The organism is Mediterraneibacter sp. NSJ-151 (assembly GCF_022487435.1).
GTDB lineage: Bacteria > Bacillota > Clostridia > Lachnospirales > Lachnospiraceae > Schaedlerella > Schaedlerella hominis.
In genome coordinates this window covers 1-20,920 of record NZ_JAKVPP010000007.1, presented here as the reverse complement: position 1 = coordinate 20,920, position 20,920 = coordinate 1, and the positions used below count along the sequence as shown (strand labels likewise).

At 38.7% G+C, this 20,920-nt stretch carries 17 protein-coding genes; 15 read left to right on the top strand and 2 right to left on the bottom strand.

The window, feature by feature from the left end; genetic code table 11:
• Positions 1-80: 80 nt before the first annotated feature.
• The 5 genes from mraY (at position 81) to ftsZ (ending at position 5,829) form a co-directional block, all read left to right on the top strand.
• The gene (mraY, locus tag LQE94_RS08505) at positions 81-1,037 is read left to right on the top strand and encodes a phospho-N-acetylmuramoyl-pentapeptide-transferase (RefSeq protein ID WP_022076367.1); all 957 of its coding nucleotides are present in this window, start codon (positions 81-83) and stop codon (positions 1,035-1,037) included.
• 2 nt (positions 1,038-1,039) lie between these two features.
• Complete coding sequence (gene murD / locus LQE94_RS08500) at positions 1,040-2,422, top strand: UDP-N-acetylmuramoyl-L-alanine--D-glutamate ligase (protein WP_240577446.1); 1,383 nt, start codon at positions 1,040-1,042, stop codon at positions 2,420-2,422.
• Positions 2,423-2,435: 13 nt separating this feature from the next.
• Positions 2,436-3,521: an FtsW/RodA/SpoVE family cell cycle protein gene (locus LQE94_RS08495; RefSeq protein WP_240577445.1), complete on the top strand. Its 1,086-nt coding sequence runs from the start codon at positions 2,436-2,438 to the stop codon at positions 3,519-3,521.
• Between the two features lie 59 nt (positions 3,522-3,580).
• The gene (locus LQE94_RS08490; protein ID WP_186865142.1) at positions 3,581-4,492 is read left to right on the top strand and encodes a cell division protein FtsQ/DivIB; all 912 of its coding nucleotides are present in this window, start codon (positions 3,581-3,583) and stop codon (positions 4,490-4,492) included.
• 164 nt (positions 4,493-4,656) lie between these two features.
• Positions 4,657-5,829, top strand: coding sequence for a cell division protein FtsZ (ftsZ, locus tag LQE94_RS08485; RefSeq protein WP_022076371.1), 1,173 nt, complete (start codon positions 4,657-4,659; stop codon positions 5,827-5,829).
• Between the two features lie 255 nt (positions 5,830-6,084).
• Here ftsZ and pckA read toward each other — a convergent pair whose 3' ends face one another.
• Positions 6,085-7,689: a phosphoenolpyruvate carboxykinase (ATP) gene (gene pckA, locus LQE94_RS08480; protein ID WP_240577444.1), complete on the bottom strand. Its 1,605-nt coding sequence runs from the start codon at positions 7,687-7,689 to the stop codon at positions 6,085-6,087.
• A 220-nt stretch (positions 7,690-7,909) separates the two neighbouring features.
• On the opposite strand from pckA, the gene LQE94_RS08475 reads away from it, so the two are divergent.
• The 7 genes from LQE94_RS08475 to LQE94_RS08445 all read left to right on the top strand — a co-directional run bounded on the left by LQE94_RS08475 (position 7,910) and on the right by LQE94_RS08445 (position 14,885).
• Positions 7,910-8,776 (top strand): sigma-E processing peptidase SpoIIGA, encoded by an 867-nt coding sequence (locus tag LQE94_RS08475; protein WP_240577443.1) that lies wholly within the window; start codon positions 7,910-7,912, stop codon positions 8,774-8,776.
• Positions 8,742-9,482, top strand: coding sequence for an RNA polymerase sporulation sigma factor SigE (gene sigE, locus LQE94_RS08470; protein WP_240577442.1), 741 nt, complete (start codon positions 8,742-8,744; stop codon positions 9,480-9,482). The genes LQE94_RS08475 and sigE overlap by 35 nt, the downstream gene beginning before the upstream one ends.
• A gap of 108 nt (positions 9,483-9,590) precedes the next feature.
• The gene (locus tag LQE94_RS08465; RefSeq protein ID WP_022076375.1) at positions 9,591-11,201 is read left to right on the top strand and encodes an MBL fold metallo-hydrolase RNA specificity domain-containing protein; all 1,611 of its coding nucleotides are present in this window, start codon (positions 9,591-9,593) and stop codon (positions 11,199-11,201) included.
• Between the two features lie 223 nt (positions 11,202-11,424).
• Complete coding sequence (locus tag LQE94_RS08460) at positions 11,425-12,963, top strand: sodium/proline symporter (protein ID WP_186865138.1); 1,539 nt, start codon at positions 11,425-11,427, stop codon at positions 12,961-12,963.
• 115 nt (positions 12,964-13,078) lie between these two features.
• Complete coding sequence (gene sigG / locus LQE94_RS08455; protein ID WP_022076377.1) at positions 13,079-13,861, top strand: RNA polymerase sporulation sigma factor SigG; 783 nt, start codon at positions 13,079-13,081, stop codon at positions 13,859-13,861.
• Positions 13,862-13,951: 90 nt separating this feature from the next.
• Entirely contained in the window at positions 13,952-14,608 is a 657-nt protein-coding gene (locus LQE94_RS08450; RefSeq protein ID WP_186865650.1) for an HAD family hydrolase, read from the top strand.
• A gap of 13 nt (positions 14,609-14,621) precedes the next feature.
• On the top strand, positions 14,622-14,885 hold the full coding sequence (locus LQE94_RS08445) for a hypothetical protein (protein ID WP_022076379.1): 264 nt from the start codon (positions 14,622-14,624) through the stop codon (positions 14,883-14,885).
• A gap of 81 nt (positions 14,886-14,966) precedes the next feature.
• On the opposite strand, the gene LQE94_RS08440 is transcribed toward LQE94_RS08445, so the two are convergent.
• On the bottom strand, positions 14,967-15,401 hold the full coding sequence (locus LQE94_RS08440) for an FMN-binding protein (protein ID WP_022076380.1): 435 nt from the start codon (positions 15,399-15,401) through the stop codon (positions 14,967-14,969).
• Between the two features lie 171 nt (positions 15,402-15,572).
• On the opposite strand from LQE94_RS08440, the gene pth reads away from it, so the two are divergent.
• The 3 genes from pth (at position 15,573) to LQE94_RS08425 (ending at position 20,668) form a co-directional block, all read left to right on the top strand.
• Positions 15,573-16,151, top strand: coding sequence for an aminoacyl-tRNA hydrolase (gene pth, locus LQE94_RS08435; RefSeq protein ID WP_022076381.1), 579 nt, complete (start codon positions 15,573-15,575; stop codon positions 16,149-16,151).
• A 2-nt stretch (positions 16,152-16,153) separates the two neighbouring features.
• A complete protein-coding gene (gene mfd, locus LQE94_RS08430; protein ID WP_240577441.1) occupies positions 16,154-19,507 on the top strand; it encodes a transcription-repair coupling factor in 3,354 nt (1,117 codons plus the stop codon).
• Between the two features lie 84 nt (positions 19,508-19,591).
• A complete protein-coding gene (locus LQE94_RS08425; RefSeq protein WP_240577440.1) occupies positions 19,592-20,668 on the top strand; it encodes a peptidyl-prolyl cis-trans isomerase in 1,077 nt (358 codons plus the stop codon).
• Positions 20,669-20,920 lie beyond the last annotated feature (252 nt).

Below are 20,920 nucleotides of genomic sequence, written 5' to 3'. Positions count from 1 at the left end.
TGAGTTATACTGTATAAGATATAGCGAGAGTTACAAAAGAGAAACTTCTCGCTGAACCAAAGAGATGAAGAGGTGTGAGTATGGCAAATCATGTAGTAATTCCAGTGTTAATATCATTCGCATTAAGTGTGATTATGGGACCATTTGTAATCCCGTTTTTGCGAAGATTAAAGATGGGGCAGACAGAACGTGTTGACGGAGTTCAGTCGCATTTGAAAAAAGCAGGAACGCCGACGATGGGTGGCGTTATGATATTAGGAAGTGTAGTGATCACTTCACTGTTCTATGTAAAAGATTATCCGAAGATTATTCCGGTATTGTTTTTGACAGTTGGCTTCGGTCTGATTGGTTTTCTTGATGATTATTTAAAAGTGGTTATGAAACGTTCAGATGGATTATTTCCGAAGCAGAAGATGGCATTGCAGATTGTAGTGACAGCGATATTTGCTTATTATGTAGTAAGGATTGCGAAGATTCCACTTACAATGCTGATTCCATTTTCAGGTGGAAAATATCTGGATATTGGATGGCTTGCAGTTCCGCTTTTATTTATTGCGGTAATCGGAACTGTAAACGGAACAAACTTTACAGATGGGCTGGATGGATTAGCATCTAGTGTAACTGTATTAGTTGCAACATTTTTTACAGTTGTTGCAGTTGGAACAAAGAGTGGAATTGAACCGATTACTTGTGCGGTAGTAGGTGCTTTACTTGGATTTTTATTGTTTAACGTATATCCGGCAAGCGTATTTATGGGAGATACAGGTTCGCTTGCATTGGGAGGATTTGTGGCAGGTGCTGCATATATGATGCAGATGCCGTTGTTTATTATTATTGTTGGTTTAATCTATCTGGTGGAAGTGGCTTCTGTCATTATTCAGGTCACATATTTTAAAAAGACAGGTGGAAAACGAATTTTTAAAATGGCTCCGATACATCATCATTTTGAATTGTGTGGATGGTCAGAGACAAGAGTTGTTGCTGTATTTTCTATTATTACAGCAATATTATGTTTGATTGCACTTATGGGGGTATAAAGATGGACATAAGAGATAAAAATGTATTGGTATTTGGTTCTGGAATTAGTGGGATAGCAGCAAGTCGTCTGCTTTTGAGAGAAGGAGCTGATGTAATTTTATATGATGGAAATGAGAAGCTTGATGCAGAAACAATCAAAGAAAATATTTTACATGATGAAGAGCACGGAGTAACTTTGTCCGGCGATGTAAAGGTTATATTAGGGGAACTCTCCAAAGAGGTGATGGAAAGTCTTGTGCTTACTGTGATGAGTCCGGGAGTGCCGACAGATCTTGAAGTTGTGAACCAGATGAGAGAAATGGGTATTCCAATATGGGGCGAGATTGAACTTGCTTACGTATATGGAAAAGGTGAGGTTCTTGCAATCACAGGAACAAATGGAAAGACAACTACAACTACATTACTTGGGGAGATTATGAAGAAATATCAGGAACATGTATATGTAGTAGGAAATATTGGAAATCCATATACAGAAGTAGCGCTGGATATGACAGAGGATTCTGTGGCAGTAGCAGAGATGAGTAGTTTTCAGCTGGAAACAATACATACATTTCGTCCAAAGGTCAGCGCAATATTGAATATTACTCCGGATCATTTAAATCGTCATCATACAATGGAAGCTTATATTGAAGTAAAGAAGAACATTTGCAGAAACCAGACAGCAGATGATGTGTGTGTATTGAATTATGAGGATGAAGTGACAAGAAAATTCGGGGAAGAGATTAAAGCGAAGGTTCTATATTTCAGTAGTCAGCGTATATTAGATAGAGGTATTTATCTTGATGAGGGTGATATTGTATATAGTTATGATACAGATGTTGCAGTAACAATCTGTAATGTGAAGGAACTTCAGCTTCTGGGAACACATAATTATGAAAATATTATGGCAGCAGCTGCGATGGCAATCGCATATGGTGTGCCTGTAGACCTGGTTCGAGAGGTGATTAAGTCTTTCAAAGGTGTAGCTCATCGAATTGAGTTTGTAGCAGAGAAAAATGGTGTAGCTTATTATAATGATTCCAAAGGAACAAACCCGGATGCAGCAATCAAAGGAATTCAGGCAATGAATCGTCCAACGCTTCTGATCGGGGGCGGATATGACAAAGACTCGTCGTACGATGAGTGGATCAATGCTTTTGACGGAAAAGTGAAAAAGCTTGTATTACTTGGTGCAACAAGAGAAAAGATTGATGCAACAGCAAAGAAATTAGGCTTTACAGATACAATTCTTGTAGATACGTTTGAAGAAGCGGTGGCAACATGCGTGAAATATGCAGAGCCGGGAGATGCGGTTCTCTTATCACCGGCATGTGCAAGCTGGGGAATGTTTAAATGTTATGAAGAACGAGGCGATAAATTCAAAGAGCTGGTAAATGAATTATAAGGAGTGAAGTTCCTTGAAACGCCCGGAGAAGAGAGCGAATCTAGATTATGTGCTGTTGATCGTTTTGGTCATGTTGATTGGAGCAGGGCTTGTATTGTTATACAGTACGAGTGCTTATAACGGACAGAATAAGTTTCAAGATGCATATTATTATGTTAAAAAACAAGGTGCTGCTACAGTCTTAGGTGTGATTGGAATGTTAATTGTAGCAAAGATTGATTATCATAAGTGGATTCCATTTGCAAATCTGGGATATCTGGTATCAATTATATTGTCAGTATTAGTGATGCTTGTGGGAGAAGAATATAACGGGTCCAAAAGATGGCTTTCTTTGGGCCCGCTTTCTTTTCAACCATCGGAATTTTCGAAGGTAGCGATTATTTTATTTCTGGCATGTCTGATCTCAGGACAAAAGAAGTGTGTAGATAATTGGCGTTCAATGCTGTGTCTGATGCTTCCGGTACTTCCGGTTACAGCATTGGTAGGAGCAAGTAATTTAAGTACAGCGATTATTATATTAGGTATTGGCGTAGTACTTATTTTTGTTGCAAGTCCAAAGTATATACAATTTATTTGGATGGGGATTCTCGGAATCGGATTTATGGCAATATTTCTGGCACTGGAAAGCTATCGACTGGAAAGGCTGGCAATATGGAGAAATCCGGAGCAATACGAAAAAGGATATCAAACATTACAAGGACTTTATGCGATTGGTTCAGGCGGGTTGTTTGGAAGAGGAATTGGTCAAAGCGTTCAAAAGCTTGGATTCTTGCCGGAAGCACAAAATGACATGATATTTTCGATTATATGTGAAGAGCTGGGGTTATTTGGAGCTGGTATGATTATTATTTTATTTCTCATTTTAATCTGGCGCTTTTTCATTATTGCGATAAATGCAAAAGATTTGCTTGGAGCATTAATCGTTACCGGAGCGATGGCACATATGATGATACAGGTAATCTTAAATATTGCGGTTGTGACCAACAGCATTCCAAATACGGGAATCACGCTTCCCTTTATCAGTTATGGAGGTACATCAGTTTTATTTCTATTACTGGAAATGGGTCTTGTGTTGAGTGTATCAAATCTGGTAAGATAGCAATAGACATGATTACTGTGACTGGCAGTATCAAATGAAAACGAAGGAGGCGGCTGCCGATGACACAGCAGCGAAACAGAAAGACAGACAGAGGGAGAAGCCGGACTACAGCGAAGCATTATTCGCGTGACGATATTATATACCTTGCTGGTTCTGAGGATCTGCATGATCGTGAGATACGTTCACAAAATAATAAAAACAATAAAAAACAATCAAAGAAGCATAAAAAGAACAGAAGAAATGTAAGTGGAAAAGTATTTTTGTATTTATTTATAATTATCATTATTTGTGCAGGTCTTGTTTATCTGGAGACCTTGATCTTCCAATTAAAGCAGATCCGGGTGACGGGAAATGTTTACACAACCCAGCAGGAAGTAGAAGAGTGGGTAAAGCAAAATCCGTATTCAGGAAATACATTGTATGATTTGTGGTATTTTAACAGGGAAAACTGCACACAATTACCATCTGTTGAGAAGGTAAAAGTAAGCCTTATTTCACCGAGGAAGATTAATGTGGCGGTGACAGAAAAGACGATGACAGGAAGGATTGATCTTGGAAGTGGTTATCTGTATTTTGATAAGGATGGAATCGCTTCATTAAAAAGCGAGGAACTGATCGAAGGAACTGCTATGATCGAGGGAATACAGATTGAAGAAAGCAAGGTGAAACTTGGAAAGAAAATACCGGTGGATGATAAAGATGTGTTTAAGCAACTTTCAGAACTTATAGCACTGTTACAAGAGAATGAACTGACAGCAGATAAAATCATATGTTCAGGAAGTGAACTCACAGTTGTTTTTGGCAACGTAAGAGTTTCTCTGGGAAGTGCTTCCTATGAGGATAAGATTCCACAGATTTCGCCGATATTGCAAAAATTGTCTGAGCAGTATGAAAATCAGTCGGGAGAATTGCATTTGGAGAGTTATCAGACATCAGATACATCAATCCGGTTTGTGCCGGACACACAATAAAAAATGAAATTTGCGATGTTGAGCAAAAAAAACATAAAATACAAAAAAATCTATTGATTATTTACTGAAAAAAATATATTATATAATTATTGGATTATAGCGTTCAATTTCAAATGGGATGTATAATAATAAAGATTAATAAGACGACAAAGGAGGAACTACTCTTGTTAGAAATTAAAACTAATGAATCAGAGGCAGCTGCAAAGATAATTGTTATTGGCGTTGGTGGAGGCGGTAACAATGCCGTTAACCGAATGATCGATGAACAGATCGCAGGTGTAGAATTTATTGCAATTAATACAGATAAACAGGCACTTCAGTTATGTAAAGCACCAACATTGATGCAGATTGGTGAGAAACTGACAAAAGGTCTTGGAGCAGGAGCTCAGCCGGAAGTTGGAGAGAAAGCAGCAGAAGAAAGTGCAGAAGAGATTTCAGCAGCATTGAAAGGTGCTGACATGGTATTCGTTACTTGTGGAATGGGTGGCGGTACCGGAACAGGAGCAACACCTGTAGTTGCACGTATTGCAAAAGAACAGGGTGCATTGACAGTTGGTGTTGTTACAAAGCCTTTCCGTTTCGAGTCAAGAACACGTATGCAGAATGCATTGGCAGGAATTGACAAATTGAAAGAGAATGTTGACACATTAATCGTAATTCCAAATGATAAACTGTTGGAAGTAGTAGATAGAAGAACTACAATGCCGGAAGCACTGAAGAAGGCAGATGAAGTATTACAGCAGGGTATTCAGGGAATCACAGATTTGATCAACGTACCATCACTTATCAACCTTGACTTTGCCGATGTACAGACAGTTATGAAAGACAAAGGTATTGCTCACATCGGTATCGGTGAGGGACGTGGAGATGACAAGGCTCTTGAGGCAGTGAAACAGGCTGTTGCAAGTCCATTGCTTGAGACAACAATTCAGGGTGCATCTCACGTTATTATCAATGTATCTGGTGATATTACACTTATGGATGCATCTGATGCAGCAGAGTATGTTCAGGAGCTTGCCGGAGAGAATGCAAACATTATCTTTGGTGCTACTTATGATGATTCAAGATCTGATGAAGCTACAATCACAGTTATTGCAACTGGTTTACATAATGTAGGTGGAAGCTCATCAAAATTGAAAGCAAGATTAGAAGGACAGCAGAAAGTAGGGTCTATCCTTCCTTCAGGAGATGGGGCAAACAGAACAGTACCTTCATATGATGGAAGAACAACAGCAAGACCAATGGGTGGTACAGCACCATCTATGCAGCAGTCAAGACCTGTTACAAGCGGGGTAAAAGAGCAGTCTATTAAGATTCCGGATTTCTTTAAGAAATAAATAGATAGAGAATAAGTAATATGAAAGAAGAGTATCGAATATCGGTGCTCTTCTTTTTTAGTTGCCATGCAGAAAAGAATGTGCTTTGCACATTCTTGCGCCTGCGGCGGTCGCTTGCGACACCTAGATTGTACGCTGCAGTGTGCATCCTTAGCGGAGCAATTTTTATATATTAGGAAAGCACTTTCCTAATATATAAAAAGAGTGTGTGAAAACCTGGTTTTCACACACTCTTTTAAATTATCAACTAAAATCTTACAGCTGTGGACCTGCAGAAACAAGTGCTTTACCAGCTTCATTTCCTTCGTATTTAGCGAAGTTTTTGACAAATCTCTGTGCAAGATCTTTTGCTTTTTCTTCCCATTCAGAAGCATCAGCGTATGTGTCACGAGGATCAAGGATACCTGTGTCAACACCCTCGAGTTCTGTAGGAACTTCAAAGTTGAAGTATGGGATTGTCTTTGTAGGAGCGTTGTTGATTGCTCCGTTCAGGATAGCATCGATGATACCACGTGTATCTTTAATAGAGATACGTTTTCCTGTTCCATTCCATCCTGTATTTACGAGGTAAGCTTTAGCTCCACTCTTCTCCATCTTCTTAACAAGCTCTTCTGCATATTTTGTTGGGTGCAGTTCAAGGAATGCCTGTCCGAAGCAAGCTGAGAATGTAGGTGTTGGCTCTGTGATTCCACGCTCTGTTCCAGCAAGTTTTGCTGTAAATCCAGACAAGAAGTAGTACTGTGTCTGATCTTCTGTAAGGATAGATACTGGAGGAAGTACTCCAAATGCATCTGCTGATAAGAAGATAACATTTTTAGCTACTGGTGCAGAAGAAACTGGACGTACAATATTTTTAATGTGGTTGATAGGGTAAGAAACACGTGTGTTTTCTGTTACGCTCTTATCATTAAAATCAATCTTTCCGTTCTCATCCAGTGTAACGTTCTCAAGAAGAGCGTCACGAACGATTGCATTGTAGATATCTGGCTCAGATTCTTTGTCAAGGTTGATAACTTTTGCGTAGCATCCACCCTCAAAGTTGAATACACCATTATCATCCCAACCATGCTCGTCATCACCGATCAGGAGACGTTTAGGATCTGTAGAAAGTGTTGTTTTACCTGTTCCTGAAAGACCGAAGAAGATTGCTGTGTTTTCTCCGTTCATATCTGTGTTTGCAGAACAGTGCATAGAAGCGATTCCTTTTAATGGAAGGAAGTAGTTCATCATAGAGAACATACCTTTCTTCATCTCTCCGCCATACCATGTGTTAACGATAACCTGTTCTTTGCTTGTGATATTGAACATAACAGCTGTCTCAGAGTTCAGTCCTAATTCTTTGTAGTTCTCTACTTTTGCTTTAGAAGCGTTGTAAACAACGAAATCTGGCTCAAAGTTCTCGAGTTCTTCCTCTGTAGGCTGGATGAACATGTTTGTTACAAAGTGTGCCTGCCATGCAACTTCAACGATGAAACGGATAGCCATACGAGTATCCTTGTTAGCTCCGCAGAATGCATCGACAACAAAAAGTCTCTTATTAGAAAGCTCTTTAATTGCGATATCTTTTACAGCTTTCCAAGACTCTTCTGTAGCTGGGTGGTTATCATTTTTATATTCGTCAGATGTCCACCATACAGTATCTTTAGAGTTCTCGTCCATAACGATGAATTTGTCTTTAGGTGAACGACCTGTATATACACCAGTCATAACGTTCACTGCACCAAGTTCACTTTCCTGACCAACTTCAAAGCCTTCTAATCCAGGTTTTGTCTCTTCTTCAAATAACATTTCATATGAAGGATTGTAAACAACCTCAGTAGTTCCTGTAATGCCGTATTTAGTTAAATCAATTTTTGCCATCTTACATATACCTCTTTCTTTGTAGTAATACTGTACGTCCATCTAAGATTAGACGATACCATATTCTTTTCTAATTATACATAATATGGGGATAAAATCAATAAAAATCCTATTAAATGTTAGAAAATTGTCGAAGATTCTTTGATAGCGGATGCCAGATTTTGACAAAATCTGAGAGGAGTAGTTTCTATAATGAGCTTGTAGGAAATGAGGAGGGGATATGTACTATGAATTATACATAGATTTATTTTTTTTAGAAAATTTTATGATGGATTCCATTTTACTATTGTTTGTGCGTAGTGTGTTTGGTAAAAAGTCATTTACGATAAGAACATTTACAGCAGGAATTATTTCCGCTGTATTTTCCTGTGTGGTTATTGCAATAAGAATGCCGGAAGCGGTTAAGTGTTTTTTCAATTATTGTATTATCCCGGTCATTATGATCTGGGCAGGAGTAAAAATTTCAAATGTATTGCAGTTGTTCGAGGGCCTGTTGCTATTGTATTTTACGGCAATATGCTTAGGAGGAATCATGCAACTGTTCCGACCATACCTTGGAATTGTAAGTGTGGTATATGGTGGTGCGTTGGTGGGATTCTTTATTTTAAAAATGAGCTGGAATTTGCTTACAAGAGCTGGAAATCTTCAAAAGCGGTGCTGTCGGGTTGTCTTATACGATGAAACAAAAAAATGGGATATTCGTGCAATGATTGACACAGGAAATATGCTTCAAGATCCGGTAGGACAAAAACCGGTTCATATTATTTCAAAGAAAATGGCAGAAAAAATATATGGGGCAAAAATGGTTGAAGAATTAATGGAGTATTCACTTTCTAAAGAGAATGAAGAAAAATGGATGCAAAAGAAACTGCATTTTATTTCATGTCAGACCATTCAAGGAACACATTTATTGCCGGTTATAACAATGGATAAAATGGAAATCAGACAAAAATCAGTAATAGAAATACAGATGCCGCAGATTGGTATTGGCGTTATGCAAGAAACAGACTATCAGATGATTGTAAATGCGCAGAGTATAGGAGGAGCTAAATATGGTTGCAGAGACAATAAATACACAACAGTTTAAGATAAATGTAATATCTAATTTTCAAAATATATTTTTTCATCCGAGAAAAGAAATTCATTACATAGGTGGAACGGATGTACTTCCGGCACCATTAGATGCAAACGAAGAACAAAAAATGATAGAAGCACTTGAGACAAATGAGCAGGAGAAAGCAAAAAAGAGTCTGATTGAACATAATCTGCGTCTCGTTGTTTATATTGCAAAGAAATTTGATAATACAGGGGTTGGGGTGGAAGATCTGATCTCCATTGGAACAATCGGGTTGATTAAAGCAATCAACACATTTAATCCAACAAAGAAAATTAAGCTGGCGACGTATGCGTCACGCTGTATTGAAAATGAAATTTTGATGTATCTTAGGAGAAATAATAAAACAAAACTGGAAGTGTCAATTGATGAGCCATTGAATGTAGACTGGGATGGAAACGAGTTGCTGTTGTCCGATATATTAGGAACAGAAGAAGATACAATTTATAAAGATTTGGAAAATGAAGCGGAAAGAAAGTTGTTAATCCATGCAATTAGCAAATTATCAAACAGAGAACGGATGATCATCCGGATGAGATATGGGCTGGACAATCCGTCCGGGAAGGAAAAAACACAAAAGGAAGTTGCAGATTTTCTTGGAATTTCACAATCTTATATTTCAAGATTGGAGAAAAAAATCATGCTTCGTCTAAGAAGAGAAATTGTTCGATATCAATAATAAAAAGTAAGAAAATATATAGCGAAAAATATATAAAAACAGGAAATGTTTAGCTTTACCACTTTGTTTTCCGGTGATACAATAAAAATAAAAAGGTCGGTGAATAGTATGAAATTGACGTTTATAGGTGCTGCACATGAGGTTACCGGTAGTTGTCATTTCTTGCAGGTGGCAGGAAAGAATATACTGGTTGACTGTGGTATGGAACAGGGACCCGATTTATATGAAAATCCTGGTTTACCGATTCCGGAGAATGAAGTGGATTATGTGTTGCTGACACACGCACATATTGACCATTCAGGTATGCTTCCAAAACTTGTGAAGAATGGATTTAAAGGACAGATATTTGCAACTTATGCGACAGCTGACTTATGTAACATTATGCTTCGTGATAGTGCACATATTCAGGAATTCGAAGCAGAATGGCGCAATCGTAAGGGAAGACGTGCAGGTAAACCGGTATACGAGCCGATATACACAATGGAAGATGCGATCAATGCAATTGATTTATTAGTTCCATGTGAATATGGACAGCGTATTCGGATTTGTGACGGAGTTGAGATTCGATTTACAGATGTAGGGCATCTGCTGGGCTCTGCAAGTATTGAGGTGTGGCTTACAGAAGGGGATGTGAGCAAGAAGATTGTATTTTCCGGCGATGTGGGTAATCTGGACCAGCCGATTATCAAAGACCCAACATATACTGCTACAGCAGATTATGTAGTTGTTGAATCCACGTATGGCAATCGGGTGCACAGTACGGAAAAGATAGATTACGTGGGAGATTTTACTCAGATTTTAAAAGAAACCTTTGACCGGGGTGGAAATGTAGTTATTCCTTCTTTTGCGGTTGGAAGAACGCAGGAGCTGTTATATTTTATCCGTGAGATCAAAGAAAAAAATATGCTTCCGGAATATGCGAATTTTGAAGTGTATCTGGATAGCCCTCTGGCAATTGAGGCAACGAAAGTATTTTCGAAGAATAAAATGGAATGTTTCGATGAGGATGCCATGAAGCTTGTGAATGCAGGGATTAACCCGTTGGTATTTCCGGGACTAAAGATTATGACAACAAGTGATGATTCTAAGATGATAAATTTTATCGAAAAACCAAAGGTGATTATTTCAGCTTCTGGAATGTGCGATGCAGGACGTATCCGTCATCATTTGAAACATAATCTATGGCGTGAAGAGTGTACCATTTTGTTTGTCGGATATCAGGCAGTCGGAACATTAGGACGCAGATTGATCGAAGGCGAAAAAAATGTAAAGCTTTTCGGAGAACCAATCGAGGTGCGTGCACATATTGAAAGTCTGCATGGAGTCAGTGGGCATGCAGATATGAATGGGTTGTTAAAATGGATTGAAGGATTCCAAGCTCCGCTACAGCATGTATTTGTAGTACATGGGGAAGATACTGTTACTGAAGAATTTGCCAAGACAGTAGAAGAAAAATTTGGCTACCCGGCATTTGCACCATACCCGCAGGGCTGTGTTGATCTTGCAACAGGTGAGATTGAGAAGGAAGGAGTAAGAATTCCGATAAAAGCAAAGAAAGCTTCACAGAAGAGGGCTGATGCAGCCTTTGAAAGATTGCTGGCAGCAGCGAAGCGATTGCTTGATATTGTATATAAGAATGAAGGATTGGCAAACAAAGAAAAAGCGAAATTCGAATCTCAGATTCAAAATCTGGCAGATAAATGGGATAGATTAGAGTAATATAATAATCAAATAATTTTTGCACAAACTTAGAAACAAAAATACAAAAAAAGGTCTGTAAGGGCCTTTTTTTGATGCAGAATAGATGAAAATTGCAGGGACTCTTATTTAATCTTGCAAAAACATATACATTCGTGGTATGATTCTATGAAAAGAACACTTTAGGACGCTACCACGTCAAAGAAGCGGGCTTAGAAGAAATAAGGAAAAGTGAGGAATAAATATGAATAGTAATGTGTGGGGAATTTCTGCGATTATTGTATGCTATCTTGTAGGGATGGTCGCAATTGGAATTTATTTTATGAAGAAAAACAGTTCCACCGGAGATTATTATCTCGGGGGCAGACAATTAGGTCCGATTGTGACAGCAATGAGTGCAGAAGCATCGGATATGAGCAGCTGGCTCTTGATGGGGCTGCCGGGAGTTGCTTATCTGACAGGGACGGCAGATGCGGCGTGGACGGCAATCGGACTTGCAATTGGAACCTATTTGAACTGGCTCATTGTAGCAAAGCGGCTGAGACGGTATTCGGTCGTTGCAGGAAATGCGATTACAATTCCACAATTTTTTAAGAATCGTTATCATGATAAAAGTGGAATTCTTGCAGGATTGTCAGCAATATTTATTGTTATCTTTTTTATTCCGTATACAGCATCCGGTTTTGCGGCATGCGGAAAACTTTTTTCTACCTTGTTCGGAGTTCCTTATTTTGGAGCAATGCTGGTCAGCGCAATTGTAATTGTGGCATATACAGCATTAGGAGGATTCTCAGCAGCAAGTACAACAGATTTGATTCAGAGTATTGTTATGTCGGTGGCCTTGATCAGCGTTGTGTTATTTGGTATTAAGACATTGGGCGGCATGGATGTGATCGCATCACAGACTGCTTCCATGCAGGGATATTTATCTCTTACAAGTGTATATAATGAGGGTACAGCGGTCCCTTATGGTTCGATTAAAATCGCATCTACGCTTGCATGGGGACTAGGATATTTTGGAATGCCGCATGTACTTTTGCGTTTTATGGCAATCAGTGATGAGAATAAAATAAAACTTTCCAGAAGAATTGCAACAATTTGGGTAGTGATTTCTATGGCAGTTGCAGTATTTATCGGAATTATGGGATATACTTTAAGCAGACAGGGATATATTGATGTGCTTACAGGAGCAGATTCTGAAAAAGTAATTATTACCATTGCAACATTGATGAGCAAGAGTGGTGTACTTGGAATTGTACTTGCGGGACTGATCATGTCAGGGATTCTGGCATGTACGATGTCGACAGCCGATTCACAGCTGCTTGCGGCATCATCAAGTGTATCGGAAGATTTGTTAAAGGGAATATTGAAAAAAGAAGTTAGTGAGAAGACCTCTCTTATAATCGCAAGAGTAACCGTACTTTTGATTGCGGTCATGGGAGTACTTATGGCACTGAATCCGGAAAGCTCAGTTTTTGCAATCGTTTCCTTTGCATGGGCAGGTTTTGGCGCAGTGTTTGGACCGGTAGTATTGCTTGCACTGTTCTGGAAACGTTCCAACCGACAGGGAGCCATTGTCAGCATGTTTGCAGGCGGTGTTATGATTTTCGTATGGAAATATCTTGTACGCCCGATGGGCGGGGCGTGGGATATTTACGAACTGCTCCCGGCTTTTCTGGTTGCGATGGTTTTAAATATTATTGTGAGTCTTATGACTGCACCGCCGGAAAAAGAGATTGTTGATGAATTTGAAAAAGCAGCAGATAATAGTTATAATTTGTAGAAATGTCAAGGACTAAAACTTTTTTTATTTTATTAGAGTCAGAATAACAAGGAGACAATGTGAGAAAAATTTTACTAGATTTAAATTTTTGAAATCTTGTAGGAGGATTCAAACTATGGCTCTGAATAAAGTTGAAATATGTGGTGTAAATACAGCGAAGCTTCCTCTCCTGTCGGAACAGGAGAAGGAAGCTTTGTTTGTTCGTATTAAACAAGGAGATAAGGACGCTAGAGAAGAATATATAAAGGGAAATCTCAGACTGGTTTTAAGTGTAATCAAGCGATTTTCGTCAAGTAATGAAAATGCTGATGATCTGTTTCAGGTTGGATGCGTGGGACTGATGAAGGCAGTGGATAATTTTGAACCGGATCGCCTGGTGAAATTTTCGACATATGCAGTGCCGATGATCATAGGAGAAGTCAGACGTTATTTGAGAGATAATAATTCAATCAGGGTGAGTCGGTCACTTAGGGATACGGCATACAGAGCAATATATGCAAAAGAGGCATATGTGAAAATGAATATGAAAGAACCGACAGTAGAAGAAATTGCACAGGAGATTGGTATTTCAAAAGAAGATATCGTGTTTGCAATGGATGCAATTCAAAGTCCGATGAGTTTGTATGAGCCGATTTATAGCGATGGAGGTGATACGTTATATGTTATGGATCAGGTGAGCGATAAAAAGAATAAGGAAGAAAACTGGGTAGAAGAATTGTCTTTGGAAGCGGCGATGAATCGGTTGGGAGAAAGAGAACGTCATATTATACAGATGCGGTTTTTTGAAGGAAAAACACAGGTAGAAGTGGCACAGGAGATTCAAATTTCACAGGCACAAGTAAGCAGATTGGAGAAAAATGCGTTGCTTATAATGAGACAATATTTAACCGGAAAATAAAAGATAGAAAAAAAGTAGAGTTAGATATTGAAATTTTTGAGACTTCATACTATGATAATCGTAGACTACAGGAAAGGGTATGAAGTAACCATGTATAAAGCATGTATATTTGATTTGGATGGAACATTGACAAACACATTAGACTCTCTTGTGTATTCGACAAACGAGACATTAAAAGAGATGAAGCTTCCGCAGATTTCAGAAGAACAGTGTCGACTGTTTGTCGGGAATGGAGCAAGGGTGCAGATGGAAAAAGCACTGGGGAGTTCAGGATCAGAGAACCTTGACAGAATTGAAGAAGCAATGCAGATATATGGACGTATATTTGATGCGAATTGCACATATCATGTAGTACCTTATGAAGGAATCACAGAGATGCTGGAGTCGATGAAGAATCGAGGGTTGAAACTTGCAGTTTTGTCAAATAAGCCACATAAGCAGGCGGTTCATGTTGTGGAGACTATTTTTGGCAAAGAGACATTTCAATGGATTCAAGGGCAGATAGACACAGTTCCGAGAAAACCAGATCCTACGGCTGTACTTCAGATTGCAGAGAAATTAGGAGCAACACCAGAAGAGACACTATATATTGGTGATTCAGAAGTGGATGTAGCTACAGGTAAGAATGCACAGATGCATACCGTAGGAGTGACATGGGGATTTCGTGGCAAAGAGGTTTTAGAAGATGCCGGGGCGGAATTGATTGTAGATTCGCCAGAAGAAATCATGAACATGATAGAGGATTAGGGAGGTTTGAAATATGAACGAATACAGTGAAGAGTGCTTATTAACTTTCTTAGAAAATCAGTCTCAGTTATTTGATGAGCCAGTTGCGGAATCAATGGAAGAGGCAGAAGCTTTTTTAGAAGATTGTATGGCAGTAGTCGTGGATTCGCTCGATGAGGTAAAAGAGTACTTCGAAGAGAACGGAGCAGATGTAGAAACTATGAGCATGGATGAATTAGAAGAGGCTTCGGAAGTATTTCCATTACCAAACGGTCAGTATTTGATTGTAGAAGGTTAGTATAGTAGAACCATTCAGACTAAGTTTAGAAATATTTTATATGAAAAAAATGAATAGAAAGAACCGCAAAAAAGCTGCAGCCTAATGGACTGCGGCTTTTTCAATGGCTTCATTAATTGCATCCAGGAGGATTTGTGAGGTATATGGTGTTTCAGATGAAAGAGTAATATTGTCGGTTGACTGGGTTTTACAAACCTGATCTGCTATATTTTCAATAGCTGGTTGCAGCAGAGGAAACATGGCGGCTGTACTTTCATCCAGATTTGACAGTCGGATTGCTTTAATCTGTGATTCATCTACAGTTACTTCTACTTCCAGATTCGTGTTATTTAAAGTGAGGGAAGATGTATAAATTCCGGGAGTATAGAGCCTGGCTGAGGCTGTAGGTGTAGACGAGTGTCCAAAGCGAAACATGATGACCAGTAAAATGATTAAAAGTATTCCTAAGGCTGCAAAGATAAGTGTATATACGATTTCTTTCATGTGAAGAACTACGATTTTAGTTTTAGACCCCATGTAAAATAAACCTCCAATGCATTTTTTATCATTGTATGAAAGAAAAGAAGAAAATATGTTAGTGCCTTATGAAGCATGAAAAAGGTAATATTGAAAGATGCAGATGACAAGTCAGAGGTTTTCGGATAGAATAGGGATGTGAAAGAATAGAACGAAAGGTGAGTTAATAGAATGTTTATTATAGTAGGATTGGGTAATCCATCAAAAGAATATGAAGGAACAAGACATAATGCAGGATTTGAGGTTATAGACCGAATTGCTGATAAATATAATATTTCCGTAGATACAAAAAAACACCGTGCACTGATTGGAAAAGGAATCATAGGAGGTCAGAAAGTAATCCTTGCGAAACCACAGACTTTTATGAATCTTAGTGGTGAGAGTGTGAGAAGTTTGTTGGATTACTATAAGGTAGATGAAGAACAGGAATTTATCGTGATTTACGATGATATCAGTCTGGATAACGGACAGATCCGTATTCGTGCCAAAGGAAGTGCAGGAGGACATAACGGGATTAAGAATATTATAGCGCATCTTGGTGGACAGGTATTTCCAAGAGTAAAAGTCGGAGTTGGAGAAAAACCATCAAAATATGATCTGGCAGATTATGTGCTTGGACATTTTTCAAAAGAAGAGCAGGTGCTTATGGATGAAGGCTATGCTCATGCAGTACATGCAGTTGAGATGATTCTGGAAGGCGATATTTCTGCTGCAATGAATGAATATAATCGGAAAAAGAAGGAAGAGTAAACGTGAATGCATTGTTGTCACCGCTAAAGGAACTGGCGGATTATGAAGAAATTATAAAAAATAGAAATAAAGAATCCGGTACTATACAGATTACGGGATGTGTAAATTCTCAGAAAACACATTTGATGTATGCGCTCAGTAAAGGCGTGAAATATAATCTTGTTGTATTTTCAAATGATGAAAAAGCTAAACAGGCGTATGAAGAATATAAATTTCTTGATGAAAACACATATTATTATCCGGCCCGTGATTTGTTGTTTTATCATGCAGACATCAAAGGAAAATATTTGCAGAGCCAGCGAATGGAAGTTATCAGGGCAATACTGGAATGTGACAAGAGTGCATCAATTACTGTAATCACAACGATGGATGCATTTCTTGATGGGGTGATCGGGCCAAAAGAGATAGAAACACAAAAACTTACATTGTCATCCGGGGATGTTCTTGAGTTTGGTAAGGTGCAGGAACAACTTGTGAAAATGGGATATGAGAGGGAAACGCAGATTGAAAGTCAGGGGCAGTTTGCTGTCCGTGGCGGAATTTTGGATGTATTTCCATTGACAGATGAATTGCCGGTAAGAATTGAACTGTGGGGAGATGAGATTGACTCTATTCGGACATTTGATGTAGAAAGTCAGCGCTCAATTGAAAATTTAGAAAAGGTAACGATTTATCCGACAGGAGAATTGATAACGGATGAGACAAAAAGCGTTTCTTTTTTGGAGTATTTTAACAGAAAAGAAAGTCTGTTGTTATTAGATGAGCCAATCCGGCTTCTGGAACAGGCAAAAGAGACAGAATCAGAATATCAAAAAAGCAGAGAAAACCGACAAGAAGCAGGTATGGAGGAGTCTGCGGACGAACTTTTGGTATTTGCGGTAGAAGAGATAATTGAGAAGATGAATCAGTATTCATCGGTTGCATTTACTACGTTAGAATCAAAGTGTGGCACATTTCATGTGAGACGGACATATTCGCTCCAGACAAAAGGGGTCAATCCATATAATAACAGTTTTGAAATGCTGACACTTGATCTAAAACGATTAAAACGAAATGGCTACAGAGTGATTTTGTTATCAGGCTCAAGAACGAGAGCACGAAGACTGGCAGAAGATCTTCGGGATTATGAGCTGAGCAGTTATTACAGTGAAACATTGGAAAAAGAGGTGCAGCCGGGCGAGATACTTGTGACTTACGGACATGTAACGGAAGGATATGAATATCCGATGTTAAAGTTTGTGGTTATTGCAGAAAGTGATATTTTTGGCAGAAAAAAGAAAAAGCGCAAGAAAAAACATAGTTATGAAGGACAGAAAATTCGGGATTTTACAGAATTAAAAGTGGGTGATTATGTTGTTCATGAAAATCATGGCCTTGGTGTATATGAGGGGATCGAGAAGATACAAGTTGATAAAGTAACGAAGGACTATATGAAGATTCGCTATGCGGGAGACAGTGCACTGTATATTCTTGCAACGCAGCTGGATATGATTCAGAAGTACGCAGGTGCAGATGCAAAAAAACCTAAATTAAATAAACTCGGAACAGCGCAGTGGCAGAAAACCAAAAGCCAGGTTCGAAGTGCAGTGAAGCTGGTAGCGAAAGATCTGGTGGAATTGTATGCAGCACGTCAGCAGGCAGATGGATATGTCTACGAACCGGATACGGTATGGCAGAAAGAATTTGAAGAAATGTTTCCATTTGAAGAAACTGAAGACCAGCTGCAGGCGATAGAAGATACGAAACATGATATGGAGAGCCATAAAATCATGGACAGGTTGATCTGTGGGGATGTCGGATTTGGCAAAACAGAGATTGCTATACGCGCGGCATTCAAAGCAGTCCAGGAAGGAAAACAGGTGGTATATCTTGTGCCTACAACAATACTGGCACAGCAGCATTATAATAATTTTGTACAACGTATGAAAGAATTTCCGGTACGTGTTGATCTATTGTGCAGGTTTAGAACCAGTACAGAACAGAAAAAAACAATAGAAGATCTGAAAAAAGGGCTGGTAGATATTGTAATTGGAACACATCGTGTGTTGTCAAAGGATGTACAATATAAAGATTTGGGGCTTTTGATCATTGACGAAGAACAACGTTTTGGAGTGACACATAAAGAAAAAATAAAAAAATTGCGTGAAAATATTGATGTATTGACGCTGACAGCAACACCGATCCCGAGGACACTTCATATGAGTTTGATCGGAATACGTGATATGAGCGTGTTAGAAGAGGCTCCGATGGATCGTATGCCGATTCAGACTTATGTAATGGAATATAATGATGAGATGGTAAGAGAAGCCATCGAACGCGAGCTTGCCAGAAATGGACAAGTATATTATGTATATAATCGTGTCAGTGATATTGCGGATGTGGCAGATAAAGTACAAAAATTGGTTCCGGATGCGAATGTAATGTTTGCACATGGGCAAATGAATGAACGTCAATTAGAAGATATTATGTATGACTTTATCAATGGTGAGATTGATGTGTTGATTTCAACAACGATCATAGAGACCGGTCTGGATATTTCAAATGCGAATACCATGATCATCCATGATGCTGACCGGCTTGGACTATCTCAGTTGTATCAGCTGAGAGGAAGAGTTGGAAGATCCAATCGAATGGCATATGCATTTTTGTTATATAGAAGAGATAAATTGTTAAAAGAAGTGGCAGAAAAGCGATTGGCAGCAATCCGGGAATTTACAGAACTTGGTTCAGGATTTAAGATTGCAATGCGTGATCTTGAAATACGTGGTGCAGGAAACCTGCTTGGTGCAGAGCAGCATGGACATATGGAAGCGGTTGGCTATGATTTATATTGCAAGATGCTTAATGAAGCGGTTAAGCAGGAAAAAGGTGAGATGGACGAAGATATTTTCAATACAACGATAGATCTGAATGTGGATGCCTATATTCCGGATAGTTATATTTCAAATGAATTTCAGAAGCTGGATATTTACAAACGAATCGCAAGTATTGAAAATGAAGAAGAGATGGATGATATGCTTGAAGAGCTGATTGATCGTTTTGGAGATGTTCCGAGAAAGGTGCAGCAGCTATTGCATATTGCGCTGCTTAAAGCACTCGCACATTCTGTTTATGTGACAGCAGTAGAACAGAAAACTGATACAATTAAGATTGTAATGTATGAAAAAGCAAAGGTGGATCCCAAGAAGATACCGGGCTTGTTGAAAATGTATCATGGGAATTTGGTGTTAAAGGCAGAGACAACGCCATATTTTCTCTATCAGAAAAAGGGAAAGAATAAAAGGGAAAAAAGCGAAGATGTTCTTGAACTTGTGAAAAAGCTGTTAAATGATATAAAAACCTTGTTAGAAATATAAAAACAGATTATAATGATTGAAGTTGACCGGCTCAGTTTGAGCGTGGCGGAAGAGAAGAAAGCTTCTTTTTAGAATGCGGAGAAAATGAAGGGAGAACGGACAGAAAATATGAATCAGTGGAAAAAAAGAGTGACTGCTCTGGGACTGGCAGGTATGTTAGCTGTTACTGGTCTGACAGGATGCGGCTCTATGAATAATGATGACGTTGTTGCAACAGTAGGAGAAAGCGAAATAAAATTAGGTGTGGCAAATTTCTATGCGAGAATGCAGCAGGCACAGTATGAAACTTATTATGCAGGTATGATGGGAACGACAGGTGAAGAACTGTGGGCAAAGGAAACAGATGGTAAGACATATGAGCAGTCAGTTAAAAGTGATATGATTAAGTCATTGGAGAATATGTATATTTTGGAGCAGCATGCTTCAGAGTATGATGTGGTACTTAGCGAGGATGAAAAGAAAGCAATCGATAAGGCGGCAGAGGAATTTGATGAGAATAATGCACTTGAAGACAAAGAGGCAGTCTCAGGGTATAATAAGTATGTCAAGAAAGTTCTGGAGCTTTTAACAATTCAGAGTAAGATGGAAGATGCGATGACAGCGGATGTGGACACAGAGGTGTCAGATGATGAGGCAGCTCAGAAAGCTATGAAATATGTATTTTATAGTTATACAAAGGATGAGAACGATTCGACATCAACAATGAGTGAGACAGAAAAGACAGAAGTGAAGAAAAAGGCAACAGATTTTGCGGAAAAATTGAAGAATAGTGATACAAAGGATATTGATGCCGCAGCGAATGAAGCTGGCATGGAAGTACAGACTGCTACATTTGATTCAGAATCTACTTCTCCGAATGCAGATTTAGTGAAGGCAGCAGATGCTCTTACAGCAGAAGGCGACGTAACAGATGCGATTGAGACGGATTCTGGTATATATGTTGCAAAAGTGACAAGCTTTCTGGATCGTACTGCAACAGACGCAAAGAAGCAGTCAATTGTAGAAGAGAGAAAGAAGGATCAATATGATGATCTTTTGAAAAAATGGAGAAAGAAAACAGATATTAATCTGAATAAACGTGTATGGAAGAAAGTGGATTTCCAGAAACAGGGTGTGACAGTAAAAGATACATCAGGTAATACAGAAGAGAGTGCAGAGTAAATGAAACATAAAAAGAGGATGAAAGCAAAAAATGCTTTCATCCTCTTTTTATGTTTAAATCAGGCAAAGAAGACAAATGCTTGTGCAAAATGTAACTTGCTTGATTTAAGATATTAAATGTATTCCAGTCTTTGAGACTATGAAGAAAAGTCTGTAAATTAGATTCTTCTATGATAATGATGGGCGAAAGGCTTGAAAAATCAGCTTTTCGCCCTTTGTTTATATATAACAGTTACTAAAACGCATGTCAAG